Origin of the sequence: Rubinisphaera italica, assembly GCF_007859715.1 — a bacterium.
In the GTDB taxonomy this organism is placed as follows: Bacteria; Planctomycetota; Planctomycetia; order Planctomycetales; family Planctomycetaceae; genus Rubinisphaera; species Rubinisphaera italica.
Window position 1 is genome coordinate 6143053 of the sequence record NZ_SJPG01000001.1, and the last position, 23500, is coordinate 6166552.

At 49.7% G+C, this 23500-nt stretch carries 19 protein-coding genes; 10 read left to right on the plus strand and 9 right to left on the minus strand.

The features are described from left to right. Positions 1-50: 50 nt before the first annotated feature. A complete protein-coding gene (locus tag Pan54_RS23520; protein WP_146505880.1) occupies positions 51-1613 on the plus strand; it encodes an AI-2E family transporter in 1563 nt (520 codons plus the stop codon). Between the two features lie 212 nt (positions 1614-1825). On the opposite strand, the gene Pan54_RS23525 is transcribed toward Pan54_RS23520, so the two are convergent. Beyond that, the gene (locus tag Pan54_RS23525) at positions 1826-2032 is read right to left on the minus strand and encodes a CDGSH iron-sulfur domain-containing protein (RefSeq protein ID WP_146505881.1); all 207 of its coding nucleotides are present in this window, start codon (positions 2030-2032) and stop codon (positions 1826-1828) included. Between the two features lie 130 nt (positions 2033-2162). On the opposite strand from Pan54_RS23525, the gene Pan54_RS23530 reads away from it, so the two are divergent. After that, complete coding sequence (locus Pan54_RS23530) at positions 2163-2888, plus strand: 16S rRNA (uracil(1498)-N(3))-methyltransferase (protein WP_146505882.1); 726 nt, start codon at positions 2163-2165, stop codon at positions 2886-2888. A gap of 60 nt (positions 2889-2948) precedes the next feature. Here Pan54_RS23530 and Pan54_RS23535 read toward each other — a convergent pair whose 3' ends face one another. Further along, positions 2949-3290: a hypothetical protein gene (locus Pan54_RS23535; protein WP_146505883.1), complete on the minus strand. Its 342-nt coding sequence runs from the start codon at positions 3288-3290 to the stop codon at positions 2949-2951. A gap of 366 nt (positions 3291-3656) precedes the next feature. Continuing rightward, positions 3657-4430, minus strand: a complete 774-nt coding sequence (locus tag Pan54_RS23540) for a M90 family metallopeptidase (protein WP_146505884.1) — start codon at positions 4428-4430, stop codon at positions 3657-3659. Between the two features lie 271 nt (positions 4431-4701). On the opposite strand from Pan54_RS23540, the gene Pan54_RS23545 reads away from it, so the two are divergent. Then, complete coding sequence (locus tag Pan54_RS23545; protein ID WP_165441944.1) at positions 4702-5160, plus strand: SRPBCC family protein; 459 nt, start codon at positions 4702-4704, stop codon at positions 5158-5160. Between the two features lie 39 nt (positions 5161-5199). Next, the gene (locus Pan54_RS23550; protein WP_146505886.1) at positions 5200-5979 is read left to right on the plus strand and encodes an SDR family NAD(P)-dependent oxidoreductase; all 780 of its coding nucleotides are present in this window, start codon (positions 5200-5202) and stop codon (positions 5977-5979) included. 49 nt (positions 5980-6028) lie between these two features. On the opposite strand, the gene Pan54_RS23555 is transcribed toward Pan54_RS23550, so the two are convergent. The 3 genes from Pan54_RS23555 to Pan54_RS23565 form a co-directional block, all read right to left on the minus strand. Continuing rightward, positions 6029-6670 (minus strand): hypothetical protein, encoded by a 642-nt coding sequence (locus Pan54_RS23555; RefSeq protein WP_146505887.1) that lies wholly within the window; start codon positions 6668-6670, stop codon positions 6029-6031. A gap of 240 nt (positions 6671-6910) precedes the next feature. Continuing rightward, entirely contained in the window at positions 6911-7609 is a 699-nt protein-coding gene (locus Pan54_RS23560) for an SGNH/GDSL hydrolase family protein (protein WP_146505888.1), read from the minus strand. 222 nt (positions 7610-7831) lie between these two features. After that, on the minus strand, positions 7832-9073 hold the full coding sequence (locus Pan54_RS23565; protein WP_207310211.1) for an FG-GAP repeat domain-containing protein: 1242 nt from the start codon (positions 9071-9073) through the stop codon (positions 7832-7834). Positions 9074-9353: 280 nt separating this feature from the next. Here Pan54_RS23565 and Pan54_RS23570 point away from each other — a divergent pair, with 280 nt between their 5' ends. Together Pan54_RS23570 and Pan54_RS23575 are read left to right on the plus strand one after the other, a co-directional pair. Next, a complete protein-coding gene (locus Pan54_RS23570) occupies positions 9354-10667 on the plus strand; it encodes a hypothetical protein (protein ID WP_146505889.1) in 1314 nt (437 codons plus the stop codon). Positions 10668-10804: 137 nt separating this feature from the next. Then, positions 10805-11940, plus strand: a protein-coding gene (locus Pan54_RS23575; RefSeq protein WP_449314306.1) for an IS630 family transposase whose coding sequence is annotated in 2 segments (ribosomal slippage) — positions 10805-11243 and positions 11243-11940 — 1137 coding nt in all. Because the reading frame shifts where the segments join, the coding sequence is not laid out codon by codon here. A gap of 201 nt (positions 11941-12141) precedes the next feature. On the opposite strand, the gene priA is transcribed toward Pan54_RS23575, so the two are convergent. From priA to Pan54_RS23590, 3 genes are all read right to left on the minus strand, one after another. Continuing rightward, positions 12142-14499 (minus strand): replication restart helicase PriA, encoded by a 2358-nt coding sequence (gene priA, locus Pan54_RS23580; protein ID WP_146505890.1) that lies wholly within the window; start codon positions 14497-14499, stop codon positions 12142-12144. 265 nt (positions 14500-14764) lie between these two features. After that, entirely contained in the window at positions 14765-16114 is a 1350-nt protein-coding gene (locus Pan54_RS23585; protein WP_146505891.1) for a DUF1552 domain-containing protein, read from the minus strand. Positions 16115-16242: 128 nt separating this feature from the next. Continuing rightward, positions 16243-18330: a DUF1592 domain-containing protein gene (locus Pan54_RS23590; protein ID WP_242631412.1), complete on the minus strand. Its 2088-nt coding sequence runs from the start codon at positions 18328-18330 to the stop codon at positions 16243-16245. A 467-nt stretch (positions 18331-18797) separates the two neighbouring features. Here Pan54_RS23590 and Pan54_RS23595 point away from each other — a divergent pair, with 467 nt between their 5' ends. The 4 genes from Pan54_RS23595 to Pan54_RS23610 all read left to right on the plus strand — a co-directional run bounded on the left by Pan54_RS23595 (position 18798) and on the right by Pan54_RS23610 (position 23264). Beyond that, positions 18798-20126 carry a 2-oxo acid dehydrogenase subunit E2 gene (locus tag Pan54_RS23595; protein ID WP_146505892.1) on the plus strand — a complete coding sequence of 443 codons (1329 nt, stop codon included), beginning with the start codon at positions 18798-18800 and terminating at the stop codon, positions 20124-20126. Positions 20127-20329: 203 nt separating this feature from the next. Then, positions 20330-21751, plus strand: coding sequence for a dihydrolipoyl dehydrogenase (lpdA, locus tag Pan54_RS23600; RefSeq protein WP_146505893.1), 1422 nt, complete (start codon positions 20330-20332; stop codon positions 21749-21751). A 58-nt stretch (positions 21752-21809) separates the two neighbouring features. Next, positions 21810-22808 carry a dihydroorotate dehydrogenase electron transfer subunit gene (locus Pan54_RS23605; protein WP_242631413.1) on the plus strand — a complete coding sequence of 333 codons (999 nt, stop codon included), beginning with the start codon at positions 21810-21812 and terminating at the stop codon, positions 22806-22808. Between the two features lie 66 nt (positions 22809-22874). Beyond that, on the plus strand, positions 22875-23264 hold the full coding sequence (locus tag Pan54_RS23610; protein ID WP_146505894.1) for a flotillin-like FloA family protein: 390 nt from the start codon (positions 22875-22877) through the stop codon (positions 23262-23264). Positions 23265-23500: the final 236 nt, after the last annotated feature.

Consider the following 23500-nt stretch of genomic DNA (forward strand, 5'->3'; position numbering starts at 1 on the left):
TTTGATCCCATCATCAATTATTTCGATGATATATACATAAGGTTCAGTTTGTGCAGGAAGCAACACCATATCCTGATGACAGGCGGTCACCATTCATCAATTCACTGATGATTGCGGCTGCGATTGTGATTGTGATTGCAGGCATCAGTGCCGCGCGCGCGATCATCATTCCCTTCTTACTGGCAATTTTTATCGGTGTGATCATTTCCGCCATTCTCGAATGGCTTAGGAAACGGGATATCAATACGGGAGCGGCAATCTTCCTGTTGATGGTCTTTATGGGTGTCTCCTCACTGATCGCCATTTCCGTCGTTGTCAGTTCGGTGAATGAGTTGGCCAGCAGACTCCCGGAATTGAATGCGGTCGTGCTCAATCAGGAGCAGAGAATTATCAAATGGCTGGAGAATCGTGGTTTTTCACTCGACTTACCCAAAAGCGAGGAGCGGGCCGCCAAGCCTCAATCTGTAGAAATTTCTGTCCCAGGATTAATGCCTGTCCCCGAAGGAAGTTCGACGGAATCCATCCGTTCAGGTGCCGATGAAACAGAGCTACTTTCTGGGGCTGAAGGAACTGCTCCCGAAGTCGGAACAAGTGAGTCAGAGAGTGGGGAGGTTGGGATGAAACTCCCGATTCCACCTTTGCAGCAACCAGAAGCGACCCCACTCCCTGTAGGAACATCCACAGATACGACTCCGGCAGAAGGCGAGCCGAATACGGAGGAGACCCCTGCGGATTCCCCAACGGAAGATGAAATGACAGAGGAAAGCTCTCCTGCAGAACTGGTTGTTACTCCTGAACCGGAAAATATTGTCGAGGACTCCCCGCTGGTCAAACCTTTTGGGCTACCGGGATACATTTTCGGAGAGCAACGACACATCATCGAATTCTCACCAATGCTCCCAACGACCAAAACAACAAATCGTGACGATGGAGTTCTGAATATCTTTTCTCCCGTGCAGATTTTCCGAGCGTTTCTGGAAAGTGTTGTCGGGATCCTGAACTACACTTTGATTGTCTTATTGATGCTGTTATTCCTGCTGTTGGAGTGGTCTCGATTCGGGAAGAAACTGGAGGAACTACCGGGGAATTCGCAAAAATATATCGAGCAGGTTTCGGAAGTTCTGGCTTCGATTCGTCGTTACATGCTGATAAAAACAATGGTCAGCTTATTGACAGGACTTCTAATTACCGCAGCACTGATATTACTGGGCACAGATTACGCCGCTCTGTGGGGAATCGTTTCGTTCCTGTTCAATTACATCCCCACGATTGGGTCGATGGTCGCAGGGATTGTTCCGGTCCTCTATGTACTGGTTGATCAAGGTCCCTGGGCAGCTGCTTATGTTGCTATTGTTTTTCTGGCAGTCAACTTTGTCATTGGCAACCTGTTAGAACCCCGGATCATGGGAGAAGGTCTCGGCCTTTCGACATTCGTTGTCTTCCTGTCCCTGATCTTCTGGGGCTGGGTCCTTGGACCAGCTGGGATGTTGCTGGCCGTCCCTTTAACAATGGTCGTGAAAATTTCCCTGGCCAGCGATGAACGAACCCGCTGGTTTGCTCTCCTGTTGGGATCAAAAACCGAAATGGCCTCGGTCTCTAAAACTACTGAGTGATTTTGGTTGAGAGTTTAGTGGTGATGGTTGAGGATTTATTCGTTTCCAAGGAGCCCCCTTGGAAACAGCTGATGAAGAAGACTCAACCTTCAACGCTAAACCATTTTCAAATGGTATCTGCAGTCGCATGGACATCAAATGTCCTAAAAACGATGTGTTTGCTCCTGCAGAACGCCTCAGGTAATTTTTGAATATGCTCTAAACCAAAACCACTATTTCGCACGGTTTTCTGCGATAAATCCGCAATCCTTGTGAGTACCGTCGCAAAAGGGACTGTTCTTGGTGGAACCACAACGACAAAGAGCGATATTCGTTTTGCCAGCAAGATCGATCGGTTCTCCCTGACCATCTTCGATGACAAAATCTCCGGAGATCAGAATCGGGCCATGGTCACGAAGTTTTACGACAACATCAGACATAATGTCAAATTCCCATTGTTAGTAAGTTGATTTCAGGCAGTCTATTTTTCTTTAAGATTAACTTAGTATGCTGCCAACCTGATTATTTGACAACACATCTCGACTACAAAACAACGGATTCAAGTTCTCTATGTCAAAACGCTACTACTATCCTGCTCCGTGGTTAGAACGCGATCTGGAATTAAAAGATTCCGAAGCTCATCACCTATTGCATGTGATGCGGGCTCAGGTTGGTGAAGAAGTGGAGTTATTCGACGGAGCTGGGGGAGTTGCACCGGCGAAGATAACGAATCTGAAAAGAAAAACGGTGGGGCTCGAAATTGATCTTTCTCGCAAAGAAGTTACTGAGGAAGCTGACTTCAAAATTAGATTGGCGACTGCTGTTCCTAAAGGAGAACGCTTTCGCTGGCTGGTCGAGAAAGCGACCGAGTTGGGCGTTGCGGAATTGATTCCCCTGAATATGGAACGCTCATCAGTGACTCCCAGGGAATCGAAAATTGAAAAACACCGACAATATATTGTCGAAGCCTGTAAACAATCCGGGCGTAATCATTTGATGGTTTTGCAGGAGATGCAATCGTTTACTGATTTTTGCAAGTTGACCTCAGAAGAGAATACGAAGTGTCTCCTGGGGGATTTAAACAACGAGTTTGAATCCCTTCAAGAACTGCAATCCTGGGTAAAGTCAACGACATCATTAACGATCGTTATCGGACCAGAGGGGGGATTAAGCGACCAGGAATTTGAAATGACATCTGAATACGGAATGAAACGCTGGCAAGTCGGCAGGCATATTCTCAGAACGGAAACCGCTGGGCTGGCGATGGCAACATTGGCGAACTTGCTCAGTCATTAAAAAAACGCGATGATCCGAAAATCATCGCGTTCTTATTATCTAATTAACAGTCGGGGTGAATTACTCACCAGCTGGCAGTTTGCATTCTCCGAGAAGATCGCCGTAAGTTTTACCGGCAACGCCACTCTCTTTGGCTTCGGTATCTTTCAGGGCTTTCTTAATCTGCTCAGCATCTTTGCTGTTCTTTGCATTCAAAGTCATGCCATAGGCTTTGCCGTAAGCATTCTTGTTTTTTTTACTTTTGCCTTCATGGCAAACATTACATTTTGCTTCAGCTGCTCCGGTTACGTCCGGATACATTTTCTTAAATTCTGAGAAGTACTTAGGACGTGCATCGGCACTCGACATGGCGAAGCCGGCAAAAAGCACGGCACAGCTCAGGCTCAATAACGCTGTTTTCATTAATCATCTCCCAAATTTCAATGTTTTTCTCGACGGAAAGTGTGTACTCGATGAGTACAGATTCACTCAGGATGCAAATTCCGAACGCGTCGAATTCGTATTCATTTAAGGGTACGAATGCCTTGGAGTCAACCGAACACACGAAAGACCATCCACAATTTGTGAACAATTTTCAACAGATGGTTGCTCCAGTTACGAAATTCTGCAGAATTTATAGATTACGCATTTTGTATGCCAAATCAAATGCGAATCTTGAGGATTTCTGGCTGAGCCATCAAGTGGCTACTCGAAGATCGTTCCAATCCGAAAAATCAGCCTATTCTTCGTACACTACCGCAATTAGTAAATGTAGCAATCCGCGAAGTCTCAGATCATCTGTTGACGAGGGTCCTGTTGGTAAAAGCCCATCATTTCCTGAAATAACTCCGGGCATTCACTGGAGAGACGATTGGCATCTTCGAAAAAACTTTCTGTAGCCACAGCAAAGAATTCGGCTCGGTTTGTGGCGCCGTAACAATCGAGGACCGATCGCTTGCCGCGATGTTGGCAGATCTGGCAAAGCTTTTCGTATTCCCGTTTCATCACATCCAGCCAGCGTGTGGCCTGCTCGGCCGATTCAATCGGAGGAACGCCATCCGCAGCCGGACCATTCCGATAATCCAGCTGATGAGCAAACTCATGAGCGATCACATTGCGGGGATTTCCTCGGTGCAGGATCTGAGATTCAATATCCGACCAGGCGAGAATCACAGGCCCATGATACCACGATTCTCCCAGCCGAGCTGATTTGCCTTCGACGATAATTCCCCCGCCAATGTTTTCTTTCGCCTGAGCTTTGTACGTTGAAGGGTAGACAAGAATTGTTTGGACATCGTCAAAATAATCCTCTTCAAATCCGAGTGTGATCTTTAAAGCATGGGCAGCGATTGTTACTCGATGTTCATCGCTCAACTCAAGCCCGCCGCAGCCTTCCCAGTATTTGTCTCTGACAAAAGCAGCAATTCCCAGATCGAGACGCTTTTGAGTTGCGGGATCAAGTTGAGTGCGGAACGCAGCATTCCGTGCAAGAATCTTCTGCCACTCTTTCGGTAATGGATAAGATTGTTCTGAAGAAAAGTATTTACTCAACCACTTAATCATAGTAATGAAATCCAACTGTTCGTTGTTGAAGCGAACTCTACAAGAGGAGAATATTCTTGAATCCAAATTAACCTGAATAAAAAAAAGGAATCAAGATAGACTTATTACCAAGAGAAGGATTACTGGGAGAAAGAAAACTCTTGTCTATGCTATGATGTGTCAGCAATTCTATGAGTCAAGGATCTGTATCGATTTCGATTGCCATCTGAAATGAAATTGTCTGCAATTTCCTGATTACATTTCCAAATTTGCTGAATCCGGAGGATTAACATTGGAATATTCTGCCAGTATTGAAATTGACCGTCCCATTAAAGAAGTATTTGAACTGACCAATGAGCATGTTCCTGAATGGAGCAAGATTGTGGTTGAAGAACAACTCATTCACAATACTCCAGAAGTTGTGGGAACATCATTTCGCTCTGTGACTGAAAGTAATGGCAATCGAATGATTTTTGAGGGAACTGTTACCAATTACGAACCGCCTCACTTGAATGCTGTTCATTTAATCGGGGAAACCTTTGATATTGAAACCGCATTCACCTTTGAAGATCTTGGTGGTCGCACAAGAGTGACTCAATATTCGAGTGTTCAAGGCAAAGGCTTCTTTCGCCTTCTTTTTAAGTTGCTTGGGAAATTCATGTACAAATCCGGCTGCAAAGCCAGTCTCAAAGAACTCGAAAATCTAAAGCAGTTTTGTGAAACTTACGTTGCTCAGCCGAACTCTAATTAAAAAATCTGAATTAGCACTAACGAAAGTTTAAAACTCATCATGACGCGCTGGCCTGGTATTTCTCAATTTGGTTTGTCCGACAATGTTGCCCTGATTACCGGTGGTTCGAAAGGGTTAGGCGAAGCGATGGCGGCCGGGTTGGCTTCAGCCGGGGCGAATGTTTTTCTTGTCAGCCGACATTTATCGGAAGCTCAAGCGGCTGCGGAAAAAATCATGGAGGAATATTCCGTCAAAGCTGTCGGCTATGCCGCAGATGTTTCTCAAGAAAATGAAGTGCAGGCGATGGTCGAGGCCTGCCGATCAGAATTTGGGAAAATCGATATCCTCATCAACAATGCGGGCATCAATATCCGGGGGCCGATAGAAGAGTTGAGCCTGGAAGATTTCCGTAAAGTTCAAAGCATCAATGTCGATGCCCTCTGGCTCTGTGCCAAGTACGTCATTCCGATAATGAAGGAACGGAACTACGGTCGCATCATTAATATGGCCAGCACACTTGGCTTAGTCGGCCTGGCCAATCGCACTCCTTACGCGACCAGCAAAGGAGCTGTCGTACAGATGACGCGGGCTCTTGGACTGGAACTGGCAGCCGATAAAATCACCGTCAATGCCATCTGCCCAGGCCCGTTTCTCACACCGATGAACATTCCGATTGCTGAAACCGAAGAAGCCAAAACATTTATTGTGGGAGCAACGGCTCTGGAGCGTTGGGGCGATCTCAAAGAGATTCAGGGAGCAGCCATCTTTTTAGCGAGCCCGGCATCGAGCTATATGACCGGCAGTATGTTAACGGTTGATGGTGGTTGGACTGCTCGCTGAGACTTTGATAAACGCAAAACAACTTGGAGTCTTTGCACGACTATTCACATCAGTTAATCTGGTTTTCTTCACTAACAGGGGTCATCTTCACATCCAAACCGATGGTTGAAGTTTCAATCAACCATTCATCGGCGTTCCACTCCGTGATAATCCGTTTGGCTTCGAGCCGATCGAGAGTTTGTCCCAGATAGACGGGAACTTTATCCTCATATTCCTGCAAAAGATTCAGCTTACGACCCATCAAATCGAAGATACCGCTGATCATTCCGCCTTTATTTTCTTTGATCAGTTTCTTTCCTTCTGGCGAGGCAGCATCCGGGCCTTTGAGTGTGAGTTGAAAGGATTTATTCAGCTTACCGACTTGAGCAAAGAAGCCATCGCCCAACCCGATGTAATCCTGATGCAGTATCTGCACCGACCCTTTTCGAACTCGTGCGCCTTTGTAGACGTTATCGAGTTCCGTCTCCAGAAAATCGGTCAGCAGGGCCAGATTAATTGCTTTGGACATATTCCGCATTGCGAGCGTAACGCCAACTTTCGAGGGAGAAACCGGCAGCATCATATCGGTAATCTGACCGGCACGACGAGCAGTAACTTCACCACCACTCCCCGGCCCCGGCGTGACTCCCAATGTCAAATCGCCGCTGTCACTCACATTGGGCAATGTCATACGATTTCCCGCTGTTGACATAAACGACATCCTTAAAATGGATTTTAACAGGTGAAACGAAAAGCTTCTTTTCAATTCTTAACGTCTGTGGGATTCGAAATCCCCTGAAATGCTACTCCCCCCGGAATGCTACCCAAGTTCACGAATGCCTACACGCACTTACCGTTGTCCTGCTGGTTAAACCGGGGCACTCAGGGGGCCAGGTGAATATCCCTCCTGTGCGTGAATCGCCCGGAAAAGCGTATCAATCACGATTAAACTCTACTTGAGTTGAGCCTCAATCGCTTTGGCAGCCAGTTCTGCCAGCTTGCGGGAGCCTGCCTGAGTGAAGTGGACATTCTCGGGGCGCTGAACTTCTGCCATATGTTTCATCACATAGGTGTAATGATCGTCCGTCGGAATGTTGTGTTCTTTCATAATCTTCGCGGCTACGGCATTGTAAGGCAGTTCCTCACCGGCGACCCGGTAGGCAGAATTTTCCGGTACGGGTGTCGTGTTTCGCCAGATCAACGCCGCACCTGTTTTCTCCATCCGTTCGACTAACGCACGCAGATTTTTTTCGTAATCTGCAATCGGAACCTGATGCTGACCTTTTTGATCAGAGTTTTTCACACCCTCTTTGGTCATATAGACAATGTCGTGCAATCCCCAGTTGAAGTGGATGACATCCCAGTTGCCATCCCCGAGCCATTGATCGATGTTATCGATTCCGCGCGAAGTGGGGCCGCCATTGGTCGGAATCCGATGCACGTTGGCCTTGCCTTTAAGGATCTCCCGAAGTGCAGGGGTGTAGCCGATGGAAATGGAATCTCCCACAATCAAAACCCGAGGCAAAGCCGGATCGTCAGTCACTTCTGCAAAGGCGGGGTTCTGTCCCTTTTTTGTGGTGTAAGTTTGAGCGAAAAGAGGCGAACAAAGCATTCCGCCCATCAAGCAGGAGAGCATCATCAATCGAAGCATGAACTTGTCTTTCTGCGGTAAATTTTTGAAGAAGCACTCTATCACTGTGAGCAATTATTAGACAGTAGTAAGTCAGGCAATGCCTGATTTCGATAGAACAACTCAAATTTGGTGACAGAAGATACGAATAGTACCACCCGATGCATTCATTTTCTGTTTCAGCGGTTAGCCAACAGTCTAATAATCCGGCACGGTCATTTAAGTTGATCCATGGTTCGACTCTTACTTCTGACCCCGATTGAAAATCACATGGGTTCCTGATTTTCCTGCAACTGCAATATCCAGTTTGCCATCGCCATCGAGATCGGCGGTGCGAATCTGCAGGCCAATCCCGACGTTTCCGCTGATGTCGATATCGTGCCGAGTGAATTTTAATGCGATGGGATCCCATTCGTAATAATAAATTCCGGCTGGTTCGCGTCCGCCGGGATCGTTTCCGTTATGAGCACGAACACGTTTTCCGGTAATCAATTCGTCCTGACCATCGCCATCAAGGTCGGCAAAGTGCAGGGCATGAGCTTGAGAGAAGCTTTTGTCGATCTCATGTTCTTTCCACTGCAGGCTGCCGTTTTCATCAACTCCGGTCACTTCCCACCAGTAGATGCCGTAGTCGTGACCTTTGGCCCAGATGATATCGTTTCGACCATCGCCATTGAGATCCCGCACCAGGCAAGGCACGGCAGCGTGCCAGTCGAGCCAGTCGGCATGATATTTCCATTGCTGAGAATCGGCGTTCTCGGCTGGTTGTTCGTACCAGCCCTGACCGACGAGAATATCGGTGAGGCCATCGTTATTGATGTCGCCAATCGCCATGCCGTGACCGTTGGCCCGTTCGCCGATTAACCATTTGTCTAACGCAGGAACTTGTGTGGTAAGAGTTCCGGAAGCATTTGCTCCCGACTTACCTTTGCCTTCAACCTTTTGCTCGACTTCTTTCGTAGTCAGTTTCCAGACGCAGGTCGGATTCGTTTTATTCCAGCTGTTGACCAGAAACTCGGGGACATCATCGCCATCGATATCCAGAAACAGATTTCCCTCATTCTGACTGAGCTGGCTGTCGACCAGCACATGTTTTTTCCACATCTGCCCCAGTCGCAGGCCTTCTTCTTTGGGGTTCTCGTACCAGCAGATTTCCGTCTGCAGGAAGCCGCCGGAAATCAAATCGACCCAGCCATCCTTGTTCACGTCGTAAGCAAAATCGCCATTGCTCACAACATATCCGTTCCAGTCCTCAATCATTCGCAACGGATGCGGCACATATTCAGGCGCCCGAAACCAGTTGCGACCGGAAATGATATCGAGCTGACCATCGTTATCGACATCGGCCACATCGATTCCCTCATTGGCATCAACAGTCAACCGCTTGGCTTCGAACTTGAGTGGTTTGTCAGCAAATGTCTGTGTGGAAGCTGCCAATAGCATTCCAGAAGCCAGACAGATCATAGAGAATTTCATAGAGTTCATGTGGTTTTGTCCTCAACTGTAGGTCAGGCACTGCCTGACGAAATGGGCGTTCTTATTATTCAATTCGAATTGCTCAAGAATTATCAATCTCAACACTTCACATCAATAAACTATGTTACGTCGATGGCCTTTCCTGTGCCAGTCTGACCCAGAGAATTACTTCTGTAATAGAATTCCCCTTGCCGATTTGCCCCTGTTTCGATTATGACTTGCAGGCTGGAGGGGGAACTCCGCGAAATAATACCGATCAAATTCAGCGATCAGATCTCAGGGAGGGGATATGTGGTGCGATAACTGCCACGCCGAGGTGAATACCAGTCAAAGTCCAGTTTCCGGTCAGGAACAGTGCACCGAATGCGGCAACGAACTGGAAGCGGCGACGACACTGGGCAATCAATCGATTGCGCAAACCGCTCACGCTCTGCTCAAACGCTGGGAAGAAACCCGGTATGATCAGGAACCGACTGCTTCCAAAGAGGGTGATCAGACCAGCCAGCCGGCTCCACAACAACCTGTTGTACGTCGTGTTGAGCAGCCTCATGCTCCCGCCAAACCTGTTGTCTCAGCTTCTCGATCAGCGGAAGACTATCAGAATGACGAACAGGAATTCGAAGAGGAGCAACTTCAATCGCCTCCCCCGATGATTTCACGCCCGGCAACTCCACCGGCTCAACCAGTGGTGCAAAAGCAAAATCCGCAACAGGATTCGCTGCCACTGGAACGACAACGCCTGGCAAATCCCATCTCGTTTCCCAAGCGAGCTGCAAACATCGATATGAAGCCACTGCCCAAAACACAGACACCGCCGAAAGCACAGCCATCCAAAACCGTAACGAATTCCGCTGAAAAACCGCAGGCAGAGCGACGTTCGTTCGGAAAAACAGAACCAAAAGAGAAGTCTGAACCAACATTTTCAGCCGGAAAATCGGCCAGTAATGATGCAGCTGGGCTGATGGCAAAAGCTCGTCAGCCGGAATTGTCACCGCGTAATCCGAGCATCACTGCCCAGAAAAAACCAACTCTCGAACAATCCCTTTCCCGTCCTCAATCGGAACCGAGCATGACTCAAAAACCAACCGTCACATCTGTCGACAGCTCGGCTTATCGAGAACAGACTCCACAAACAGAGTCACGAGATGGTCAGGTCCGTTTCACGCCGCGAAGATCGGAAACGTTCGCCGACTTTGACCCTGAAACCGAATTCACCCCTGCAAAACGGGCTCGAAACTGGTCCGCCATCATCGGTCAGGCACTCGTCTTTTGCAGTTCACTCGGTATGACGGGGGGCATCGGTATTATCATTGCAACACGATTCGGAGCTGGGATTGATATCGCAGAATCAACTGGCTGGCTCACCTTTGCCGGTAGCCATCTCATCTTCGTACTCGGAATCTACACAAACCTGAGCAGCAGAATGGAGCAGGTGCTCAACGAAATGCATAGCCGTTCCGACGAACTGACCAGAATTCTTTCCTATCAGCAGACGGTGTCACAGAATCGTGCAATGCCGAGAGAGAACACACCTCAGAACAGAAAATCTGATTTTGCACGTGGGTCACTGGCTGAAGAACTGGCGAGTACTTTGCCCAGATAATTCTTGACTGCGACTTACTCCAAACTTCTTTGTGTCTGCCTCGTCTAGTACCTCGATTCATTTGATTTTGTCTGTTGATCAATTTTGAGTAATGAATTATTCCTCGCATGTCTGTTTTGATTCAGGGAGGAATCGCGATGAATAAGAAGTATGTGGTGCGGTTGGATTCGGCAGAGCGGGATTTACTGGAGGCCATCGTTCTCAAGGGGAAGGCGGCGGCTTACAAAATTAAGCATGCTCATATCCTGCTCAAGGTGGATGCCGAGGGACCTGGCTGGTCGGATGAGAAAACAGCCGAAGCATTCGGGTGTCATCTCAACACGGTCAAGAATGTCCGGCAGCGACTTGTGGAAGGAGGGCTGGAAACGGCCCTGGAGCGAAAGAAACAGGAGCGTCCCTCCCGTCAGCCCATTTTTGATGGCGAGAAAGAAGCTCGGTTGATCGCAACATCCTGTAGCCAGGCGCCGGAAGGCCGTGCGGCCTGGACGTTGGAGTTACTGGCCGATCGGATGGTCGAGTTGGAAATTGTGGAGAGCGTGTCACCGACAACAGTTGGTCGGACGCTGAAAAAAACGAGTTGCAGCCTCATCGCCGCAAATGCTGGGTGATTCCTGCCAAAGAGAATGGCGAGTTTGTTGCTCGGATGGAAGATGTGCTGGACATTTATCAGTGGGAGTACGACGAAGAATATCCGGTGGTGTGTATGGACGAGCAACCGATGCAACTGATCAAAGAAACCCGGCAGCCGCTTCCCTGTGAACCGGGGAAGCCTGCCCGATATGACTACGAGTACGAACGAAACGGAACCGCCAACCACTTTCTGTTTACCGAACCGAAAGCGGGCTGGCGAAAAGTGAGCGTGCGTCCGACCAAGACGCGTCGCGACTGGGCCACCGAGATCAAAGCGTTGCTCGATGAAGAGTATCCGAATGCGGAAATGGTGATTCTGGTTTGCGACAATCTGAATACTCACACCGTGGGGGCGTTGTATGAAACATTTGAACCGGCTGAGGCGAAGCGCCTGGCCGACAGGATCGACATCCGATACACGCCCAAACATGGGAGTTGGCTGAATGTCGCCGAGATCGAATTGAGCGTGTTGACCAAACAATGTTTAACGCGACGCATCCGAGATATTGAAACATTGAGCCGCGAAGTGACAGCTTGGATGAACCATCGCAACGAAAGCCAATCGGGTGTCGACTGGCACTTTACAACCAGCGAGGCTCGTATCAAACTCAAACGCTTGTACCCACAATATCAAATGAATTGAGGTACTAGTGCTCTGTTCCAACTCAATATTAAGGTGCCAGTGGTACACAACCCGAAGCTTAAATTGGAACAGTCCATTAGACCATTTTCAAATGGTTTCTGCAGTCGCTTGGACTCCAAATGACCGTAAAACACTGAGTTTGCTCCTGCCAAACGTTGCAGGTGATTTTGGAATATGCTCAAGAATGAACGTGTGAAGTGTTTATCGCATTTGCAGCGGGTCGACATCGAGTGCGTATTCAATCATTGTCAGTTTATCAAATTGCTTGCGGCACTTTTCGATCAAAGCACATATGGCGGTGTGGGAAGTGCTTGTGATGAGAATCTGATAGCGATAGTAATCTTTGTGTCTCGCCAGTGGAGCGGGAGCCGGGCCGAGGATGCGGTATTTATCGGGCAGGGTTTCCGCATGCTTTTGCAGTTCTTCGACCATTTCGAGTCCGGCAGTGTCGAGGAGCGGTTCATCTTTGGCGCGGAGAATGATTCGCAAGAGTGCCGCTTGCGGCGGCATCTTACGTTCAAGACGATGTCCCAGTTCCCGGTTCGCAAAGCCGATGAAATCGTGCTCGGCGGCAAAGCGGATTGCCTCGGCATCCGGTTGCATCGTCTGCACCAGCACCCGGCCTCCCCGTGAGCTGCGACCAGTCCGGCCTGCGACCTGGGAAATCAATTGAAAAGTTCGCTCCGAGGCCCGGAAGTCAATCTGATGCAAAGCGGTATCGGCATCGACGACACCCACCAACGTGACATTCGGAAAGTCGAGCCCTTTGGCAATCATCTGGGTGCCGAGCAGAATTGAGACTTCGCCGTGACGAAAGCGTTCGAGAGCCTCGTCGTGACTTCCCGGTTTCCGCATCGAGTCGCTATCCATACGTAAGACAGTCACTCCCGGAAACTTACTGCGGACTTCTTCTTCGAGACGCTGTGTTCCCGCTCCGAAATGCCGCAGTCCTTGTTTTTTACAAGCTGGACATTGGCCGGGCATTGGTATTGTGTAATCGCAGGTATGACAGACACAGAGCTTGCGATCTTTGTGCCACGTCAAACTGGTATCGCAATGCGGACAACTCAGTTTTTCACCACAGGAACGGCACCACAACACGGGTGAAAATCCTCGCAGGTTGAAGAATAGAATGATTTGCCCATCGTTTTTCAGGGTTTGATCAATCGCATTCTTGAGCGCCCGTCCAATATTGTGACCTCGTTTGATGAGGGGATCGTTCATCGTGTCGACGGTCACGACCGGAGGCATCGGTAGTTCTTCAATCCGTTTCGGCATGCTGATCAGCTGATAACTTTTCTGCTTCGCCAACCACCAGGATTCCAGCATCGGCGTCGCCGTTCCGAGGACGAGCGGAATCCCCTCCATCGCTGCTCGCTTGCGGGCGACTTCGCGGGCGTGATATCTCGGCACCGTTTCCTGCTTGAATGTCGTTTCATGTTCTTCATCGATGACGATCAGGCCGAGCCGGGGCGTCGGAGCAAAAATCGCACTGCGGGCACCGACCACCACCTGCACATTTCCGGAGGCGATCTGCTGCCATTGCCAGTGGCGTTCACTGTCGGTCAGATGACTGTGCAGCACGGCGACCGAATCGAAACGTCTGCGGAATCGGCGGATCGTTTGAGGCGTCAGGCTGATTTCCGGAACCAGCACAATCGCTTGCCGTCCGAAATCGACCGCGTGCCGAATGGCGCGAATATAAACTTCCGTCTTCCCCGAGCCTGTCACGCCATGGAGCAGGAATGTTTGATCGCCCTTGTAATGATCGATTTTTCTTGGATCGGCGACCTCTTCAATTTCCGGCGTTTTGGTTGTCTTGCCATGATCAATCGCATGCGTGATCGCATCCAATGCTGCCTGCTGCTGATCGGCCAGAATCAAGTCAGCCTCCCGAGCCACCAGCTTTTCAGGAGGCTCATAGTTCATTCGCGTTTCACGAATCGCGGTGAGGATGTTCTTCTTGAGCAAGGTATTGATGGGAGACGTTCCGCATCCAGCCGACTGAGTAATTTCGCCAACCGGCAGAGGTTCGCCGGCATCGAGCAGCACATCGATCACCGCTCGCTGCTTGGCAGGTAGATTCAAGTCTTCCAGATTTGGTAAGACCTCAGGATCGATTTCCACGAGTTTGACCTGCCGTGTCCCGGCACTTTTTTTGACAGCCGCGGGAATGACCGCATGCAGAACCTGTCCCCAGGAGCAAAGATAGTACTCGGCAATCCATTTCGTCAGGCCGAGCATTTTTGCGTCGGCGATCGGCTCACGATCGAGAATGCTGATCAGCTCTTTGACATTCTTCCGCTTCGCAATCGCTTCGGGGGGGCCCTGTTCGCAGCCAACACAAAAGCCGATAGTCGGACGATCTCCACGACCAAACGGAGCCTGCACGCGCTGGCCGGGACGAATCATTTCCCGTAATGCGGGCGGGACGAGATAGTGATACACGGTTTCCATCGGCCGATTGAACACGATCGCCGCAAACAACTGATCTTCCCGATCAGCCCGCTGCCATTTCAGCTCGGCGGCATCCTCAAATAAATTCTGTTGTCGGCTCACTCGCGATGACCTCGTGCCAGATCAGAATCTGGAAACGATATTCCTTTAGGCACATTGACGGATTATTAACTCGTTCAATTCATCTTAACGGTTAGCCGACTTACTGCCAGTCGCCGTAGTTCAACAATGCAATGAGTTGTTGCGTGAAATGCATTTTGTGTAAGCAAGTTCCTGGGGGCACGTCACAGAACGAAGTGAGGTCGTGGCAATAACGGATGACCACACTCTTGGCGATGCTCAGGGACGTGCTACCCATTGAAGAAATTTATCCGGCGATCAATGTAGCAATCGGTCCGGTGCTGTCGGCGAATCTTTTCATCGGCAGCCCCAGCAGTTGAGCCTGAGTCAGCCAGAGATTGGACAGCGGTGTCCCTTCCGGCATATTGATGTGCTGACCGGAATAAACGCGTTTTCCGCCTCCTGCAACAATAATCGGAAGGTCGTTGTATTGATGTGTGGAACCATCTCCCAGCCCGGAGCCGTATGTGAACAAGGTGTTGTCGAGCAATGTGGAGCCGTCGGATTCCTGAATTGAGTCCATCTTTTTGAGCAGATACACATACTGTTCCATGTGGAAGCGATCGACTTTCAGCAGGTCGTCAATCATTTTGGTTTGATTGTGCGACATCTGATGATGACTGCGAGGGGTGTCAAACAGACTTTCAAATTTATAAGGCGTGTCCCAGCGTTCAGGACCAACCATGAAGGTTGTGACATTGGTCAATCCGGTCTGCAGAGCAACCACCATCAAGTCACCCATCAGACGAATATATTCTCCGCGAGGCAGGTACGCTTCAGGAGGTTCATCCAGTTTAACCAGCGAGAGTTCCGCCTTCATTTTCTCCAGTCGATCCATCTGCAGTTCAATGGTACGGATCGACTCAAAGTACTCGGTAAATTTCTCCCGGTCGGCTGAGCCCAGTTGTTTTCGCATCGCGCGGGCATCTTCGAGGACCAGATCGGTGATGTCTCGATACTGATCAATTTCCTGAGTCGAAAACAGACGGCGATACATTTTTCGGGGATCGCGGATCGAAGGAGCCAGATGTCCGGTGCCGTACCAGGAGATGTTGTCGAAATAAATCGATTCTTTATTATCGCGATGACTGTTGCAGCTGAATTCGAGTGTCGGGAATGGAGTTTGAGTTCCAATTTGATCGGCGACGAGATGATCGAGAGTCCGATTCAACGGCCAGGCCGTCCCTTTTATGGTATAAGGTTCGGCACTACTCAGGTAACACGATGCACATTGGGCATGCACGTCAGTCCCTTGCTGGAACGTCCGATCCATGCCCGTAATCAGATTGATCTTCTGCTGAAACCCATCCAGCGGCTGCATTGTGGGAGTCAATTCCGTAAGTGGTTTGACGCTGAAGTTGGGATCCTGCTTTCCGAGAGAGGTCATCACATTTCCCAGGTTTCCTTTCGGGATGATGTCCTCTGCTTCTCCAGGAAAAAATCCACGACGCACAACTCCAATCGGCACATAAAAATGAGCCATGCGTTGTGCTACAGTTTTTGATGGAGCAGCCGAGCAGAGACTCTCCATCCAAGGCAGAGACAGAGCTGCCCCGCTCATGCCGCGAAGAAAATTTCGTCGTGTTGTTCTTCTCATAGGAATGTCTTTTCGTTTGAGGGTGGCGGCGTTCTTGAAGAGAAGCTCTTGGTTTGAAATCCTCGGTGGCTTCCGCGTATGCGGAGCGCCCCCGCCGCCCACTTTATGATCTCAAATTAATTGTAGTTCTATTCCAAGGCTATATGAGCCTTCGGACCGGATTTGCTTTGGAACGGTTCGCTGAAAACAATCTGTTTGATCAGGGATTGAAATCGATACTCATCTGCGATAACCGACTGTGTCATTTCATCGAGTGCAATCTGATCGGCTGCTCCGAGTTCACGGGCTAGTGCGTACGAAAGCAAGTGCCCTGCCAGTGCCCGGGTGAAGCGATCTTTTTCCGTCAGGATCGCATCCTTAAATTCGATCACATTGTTGAACTGATGCTGCCGAAATAATGTGCCCTGCATGTCGATCTCTCGACCATTCTCATACTCATCACGCCAGACTCCAATCGGATTATAATTTTCCAATGCAAAACCGAGAGGATCTATCTGCTCGTGACACCCCTTGCAGTCGGAGCGTTCCCTATGCAGCGAGAGCCGTTCTCTTAATGTCAAATGTTCTTCGCCTTCGGCTGGTTTTTCACCGAGGGCAGGCACATTGGCTGGCGGAGGCTCGGGAGGATTATTGAAAATCACGCCGGCAATCCACGCACCTCTGGTAATCGGTTGAGTTCGTTCCGGTCCAGAAGTCATCGTCATCACGGCTGCATTGGTAATCAAGCCTCCGTTCCGGCGATCGGTCACAGGAACTCGATGGAAGGTCAATGTTGTCACCTCATCCCGTTTCTTATCCACGGGCTTGGTCGCGAGTTCTCCGTAAGCCTCTTCCAGCAAGATCGACCGATAAGTGAAGTCGGAATCAATGAATTGTGTGATCGGCTGGTTTTCAATGAGTACCGTTTCGAACAGCAGCAGCGGTTCGAGCATCATGTGCATGCTGTCGCGATACTTTGAAAAATAAAAATCGGGATATTTCCCGCGATCCGGCACCGAAGAAATGATCCGCTCCAACTGTAGCCATTGAGAGGGGAAACTATCGCAGAATCGTTTGATTTTCTTATCTTTGAGCATCCTCTCCACCTGGACGTCAAGGACTTCTGGTTTGCTCAAGTCTCCGTTCGTCGCAAGTTCGAGCAGCATCTCATCGGGCAGACTCCCCCAGAGAAAAAAGGAAAGTCGAGAGGCGAGTTCAAAGTCATCGAGTAATTCCGATGTCTCATTAACATCAGTCTTATCGTAGAGATACAGGAAGTTTGGTGAAGCAATCGTCGCAGCTGCGACGGATTTCATCGCCTCAGGAAAGGGAACACCTGATTCAAGCTGATGCTGCACGTAGCCGATGTAACGCTCCAGTTGACTCTCGGCAACTGGCTGTCGAAATGCTTTGAAGAGAAATTTCTTGAGCCGATGTCTCACCTCCACCAATTGATCGACATCCGCTTTGGGAGCGGCAAAGAATTCTCGCCAGATGCCCACGTTTTTCGGTGTGAAATCAGGGCTCTCGACGATCGACTGCCCCAGCTTCAGAAATGCTTCCATCAATAGTGGTGATAGTGAAAGATGATCGCCTCGATTGTCGTAACCATGCTCTGCTCGAAGATCCTGCGGAAACGCGGCCACGCCCATCAGCCGTGGTTCGATCATTTGAGACTTCCCAAGCGGACGACACCCGACAGTCACAACCTCGGCCATTTTTCCCGTTTCGGGTTGAAAATAACCCTTGTGATCTCGCATCATTTTTTCTGGAAGAGTGAACACGATACACTTCAAATCAAACAGATCGACAACCGCATTGTTGTACTGAAAGCGGTTCATGCGGCGGATCGGTGTATGCAGATAGCGGCGTTCACTGGCGAGTGATTTGTGGAGCATGCTCTGAAACTGCATCACCAGTAACTGTCGATCTTGAGCAGCTAATTGAGGCTCATCTTCGGGAGGCATTTCCTGCAGATCGAGGACGTCGATCAGACTGCGTAACAGTTCACTGTTCGTTTTCAGATCATCGAGCGAAAGTTCCTGGAGATTGACTTCGCCGTAAATCTCCTCTTCTGCCCCATGGCACTTTACGCAATGCTTTTGGGTCAGTGACTGGAATGATTCTGAAAAATCTTCGGCAGAGTGCGTTGCGGAAGTGTTCAGCATCAAAACCAAAATCAGACTGGAGGCAATTGCAAGTCTCAGATTTTTGGCATTTAAAGCGGATTTCCACATATTGATATCGTTACCGAAATGGCTTAATTTTGAATGTAGACAAACGATCAATCAATATATTCGCATGCGAGTGTGATTGCAAGATGCATCTGACTTGGACAGTTTGGAATGGGAAGCCGAGTGGTTCTGTGTCGACACGCTTTTCGTCTGCGTTATGGTAGTTATACTTCTTTATGACGATGAATTATTGTTTAGACCATTTTCAAATGGTTTCTGCAGTCGCTTGGACACCAAATGTCCTAAAAACACTGTGTTTGCTCCTGCTAGACGCTGAAGTTAATTTTTGAATATGTTCTAGAAGATGAATCAATGAGATTTGATCAAGAGTCGAGACTTTGAGTTCGATTTAAAGAGAAACCTCATTTTTAATTTGCTCCATTGAGCGGGATTTATACTGAGAGACCAGACAATTCCATGCCGCATCGTGGTGTTGCAACTCAGACTATGCCTTAGAAAGACCATATCGGATGGCTATTGAATTCAAATTACCGGAAGTTGCCGAGGGTGTGACCTCTGCCGATATCGCAGAGATTCATGTTTCTGAGGGCGATACGATTAAAGCCAATCAGGTTGTCGCCGAAGTGGAAACCGAAAAAGCTCTCGCGGAAATTGAGTGTCCCCATGCGGGGACGGTCGTGAAGGTTCACGTCTCTGCCGGAGATTCGGTGCCAATCGGTGCGACGCTGTTCACCATTGAAGAAGGTAGCGGTGGCGGGAAGAGTGAAGAGAAAAAAGAGGAACCAGCCGCAAAGCAGGAACCGGAAACGAAAGAACCGCCCAAATCGGCTCCAGAATCCAAACCAGCCCCAACTCCGCCTGCTCAATCCGCCTCGCCATCTCCTGTAAAGGAAGTTTCGGCCACATCGGGCGATCAAGAAAATCGTCCCCCTGCCCCAGCTGGCCCGGCGACTCGCAGAATGGCCCGCGACCTTGGCGTCGATTTGTATCAAGTGAATGGGAGTGGACCTGGGGGACGAATCTCTCAGGAAGATGTTCAGGCTTACGTCAAAGCTCGATTAACTGCCCCGGCTGCGTCTGGTGGTTCCGGTAGCGGCCCGATGGCGGCTCCGGCTCTGCCTGACTTCAGCGAGTTTGGACATACGCATCGTGAAGCGTTGAACAAAATCGGCAAAATGGCCGCCCAGCATCTCTCGATGTCCTGGAATGTTATCCCACATGTGACACAGCAGGACATGGCCGATATCACGGATATCGAACTGGCTCGCAAGCAGTTCCTGCAGGGAACCGGCAAAAACGGTCCAAAGGTGACAATGACCGCCATCGCTGTCAAAGCCGCAGTGACGGCTCTCAAAACTTTCCCGAAATTCAATTCGAGTCTCGACCCCCAGACTAACGAAATCGTTTACAAAGACTATTTCAATATTGGGATCGCCGTAGATACCGAAAACGGTTTGGTTGTGCCTGTCGTGCGGGATGCTGATAAGAAGTCACTCTTGCAGATCGCACTTGAAGTAACGGAACTGGCCAACAAAGCCCGTGATCGCAAGCTCTCCATGAACGACATGAAGGGGGGCACGTTTACGATCACGAATCTGGGAGGCATTGGCGGAACCGGATTTACACCGATCGTGAGTTATCCAGAAGTGGCGATACTCGGAATGTCTCGCGGGCAGAAAGAATTGAAACTGTTCGATGGAGAACTCGAAGAACGACTGATCCTGCCATTGTCGCTTTCGTATGATCACCGGGTGATCAATGGAGCCGACGCCGCTCGATTCATTGTGAAGTTGTCCGCATTACTTTCCGATCCATTCACCCTACTCTCAGAATGTTAATGCGTTTTGTTCGTGAGTTGCATAGAAGAGGGTGATGGGGACGCTCTCGAAGAGAAGCCCCCGAAACCTATAACTCCGGGGGCTTCCGCTAAAGCGGAGCGCCCTCGCCACCCCGGGTTGAATTTTCCAGATCAATATCAAATTAGGTCCGCACTGCGGATCTTACAGAGCGGCTGATGTTGTCGCGTTGAGGAAATCGATTGATGTCAAATTCTGATTTACATGCTGAAGTTGTCGTTCTGGGAGCGGGTCCTGGGGGATATCCCGCCGCTTTCGAAGCAGCCGATAAAGGGAAAAAAGTCATTCTCGTTAACGACGATGTCGCACCCGGCGGTGTTTGTCTCAACCGGGGATGTATTCCTTCCAAAGCGTTGCTGCACGTCGCTAAGTTGCTCAATGAATCGAAAGAAGCAGCCGAGTGGGGCATCAAGTTTGCAGAGCCGGAAGTCGATCTGGATAAGCTGCGAGACTTTAAAAATGGAGTCGTGACTGGATTAACGGGTGGGATTCGTTCGCTCTGCAAAACTCGCAAAGTCGATTTGGTCGAAGCCAGAGGAAGTTTTCTTAATTCCAATGCGATGGAGCTGAAATACAAAGATGGCTCGACGGGCAAGCTCACCTTCGATATCGCCATCGTTGCTACAGGTTCGCTCCCCGCAATGCCCGGTATATTCAACATTGGCGATGAACGGGTGATGGATTCGACTGGTGCACTCGAGTTGAAAGATGTTCCCGAAAAAATGCTTGTCATTGGTGGCGGCTACATCGGTCTCGAAATGGGCTCCGTTTATGCCGCACTCGGTTCCGAAGTGACAGTTGTCGAAATGACCGATGGCTTGTTACCGGGAGCTGATCGGGATCTGGTGAAACCGTTGCAGAAACGATTGAGTCATCAACTCAAATCAATTTATCTATCGACGAAAGTGAACAGCCTCAAAGCAACGAAAGAGGGAATCGTCGCGGAACTCGAAGGGGCGGATGCCCCTGCCGAGATGACGTTTGACCGGGTTCTGGTCTCTGTCGGACGCCGTCCGAATGCCGGTAATATTGGCCTGGATAAAACAAAAGTCAAAGTGACCGACAAGGGCTTTATCGAAGTTAATAAGCGTCAGCAAACAAGCGATCCTGCCATCTATGCAATCGGAGATGTGGCTGGCGAACCGATGCTCGCTCACAAAGCGACACGCGAAGCGAAAGTCGCAGTCGATGTCATTCTGGGAGAACCTGCTGAGTTCGATTGCATCGCAATTCCGGCAGTAGTGTTTACTGATCCCGAACTCGCCTGGTGTGGCATTACGGAAGCGGAAGCTCAACGCGATGAGCGGGAAGTGACCGTTGTTCGTTTTCCCTGGGCAGCTTCTGGTCGTGCTCAAACAATTTCACGCACGGAAGGTTTAACGAAGTTAATCTTCGATCCCAAAACCGAGCGAATTCTCGGCATGGGAATCGTCGGCCCGGGAGCAGGTGAAATGATTGCCGAAGGCGTTCTGGCTGTCGAAACAGCAGCAGTTGCTCGCGATATCGCGGAGAGTATTCACGCTCATCCAACCCTTTCGGAAACCGTGATGGAATCGGCTGAAGGATTGTTCGGACAGGCAACACACTACTTCCGACCAAAGAAATAGGTGTAGGTCAGGCACTGCCTGACAACAAAAAAGTTGGCACATCAAATAGGAACAGCGGGTGGCGGGGGCGCTCTCAAAGAGAAGTCCCCGAGGCGTTAATCATTCGGGGGCTTCCGCTGAAGCGGAGCGCCCCCGCCACCCCATTTCCAATGATGTCGAGTTTGCGGATCGGAAAGTTGGGAAACGAATGATAAGTGAATCGACGTGTGCAATGCAGTGTCGGGCGAAAGTGATTTCACTCGCTACGCTCTCTCAGGAAAACTATCGCGTTCGGCTCGAATGTCCGGAACTGGCTCAGGTCATTCTTCCGGGCCAGTTCTTCATGCTTCGCTCTCCCGATCGTACCGATCCCCTGCTCGGTCGGCCTTTTGCTCTTTACGATACGTATCTGGAAAATGGTAAACCAGTTGGGATCGATGTCGGGTTTCATGTCGTTGGTAAGATGACCGCACTTCTTGAAGACGTTCAGCCCGGTCAGAACCTGGAAATCTGGGGACCACTCGGCAATGGGTTTCCGGAATTGGAGACCAAACATCTGATTCAGGTCGCTGGTGGCATTGGATATACTCCGTTTGTCGCAGTCAGCCGGGAAGCCTTACTGCAGAAAAAGTATGGGCAAACCCAGCGGACAGGAATTCGAGCAGAACGAGCTTCCCTCATCTACGGAGTTCGCTCGGCCTGTTTTCAGGCGAATATGGATGACCTTTCCGATCTCAACGAACTTGACATTCAAATCTGCACCGAAGATGGTACCGCCGGTCATCATGGACTGGTAACCGATCTACTCAAACCGTTGCTCGAATCCGGATCAGCAGACGATCAAGTCGTACTGACATGTGGCCCGTTGCGTATGATGCAGGCGGTTTCAGAACTCTGTTCGAAATATGATGTCCGCTGCTGGGCCTCTCTGGAAACCCCAATGGCCTGTGGATTTGGGGCCTGCTTCAGTTGTGTCGTGCCCATCAAAACGGGCGAGGGTTCGTGGGACTATCGCCGCTCCTGTGTCGAGGGGCCGGTCTTTCCTGCCAAGGATATACTCTGGGGAGATATTTCCTGACAATCTGGTATAGTGATGGGCAGTTGAACACATTTGACTGTTCGTAAATCAGCGAAGGAAATCACAATGCCGCCTGAGCAAATCGTGATGATCGTGTTTTTGGTGATCGTGCTGATCATAGGCTTGATCATTCTTCTTTTGTTCGCCAATTTATTTCGCCTATGGCTCCAGGCGACCATGTGCGGAGCAAAAGTCTCACTCTTAAATCTAGTAGGCATGAAGTTGCGACGATCAGATTGCAAGCATGTCGTCAATATGATTTGCATGGCCAGGCAATGCGGGCTCGACATTCGCAATGACTACATCGAATCAGCCATCATCCAGGGAGCCGATGTTCAAACGGCTTTGATCACTCTGCAGCGTGCGAAAGAACGCGACATTGAGTTGAGTTGGGAAGATGCGATTTCCGAAGACACTCGCCGGCGAATCGTCGAAGCAAATCAACTGGCCGATTGAAAGCTCCTCTGCGAATTCTGCCGATATCGCCTGCCATATAATATCCAAGTTTTATTCGTGAGATGAAGCACAACTGACGAATCAGCTCCGCCACTAGCCGCCATACCGTCCAATTCCCGAAAACTCAGCGAATCAGAAAACTGAAAATTTGCACAAGCTATAAAGCTCTGTATCGTTAGGAGTACGAATTGAAGCTGATTGCCTGTTTTTGTGCAGTGTGTGATGGCGCGATCTCG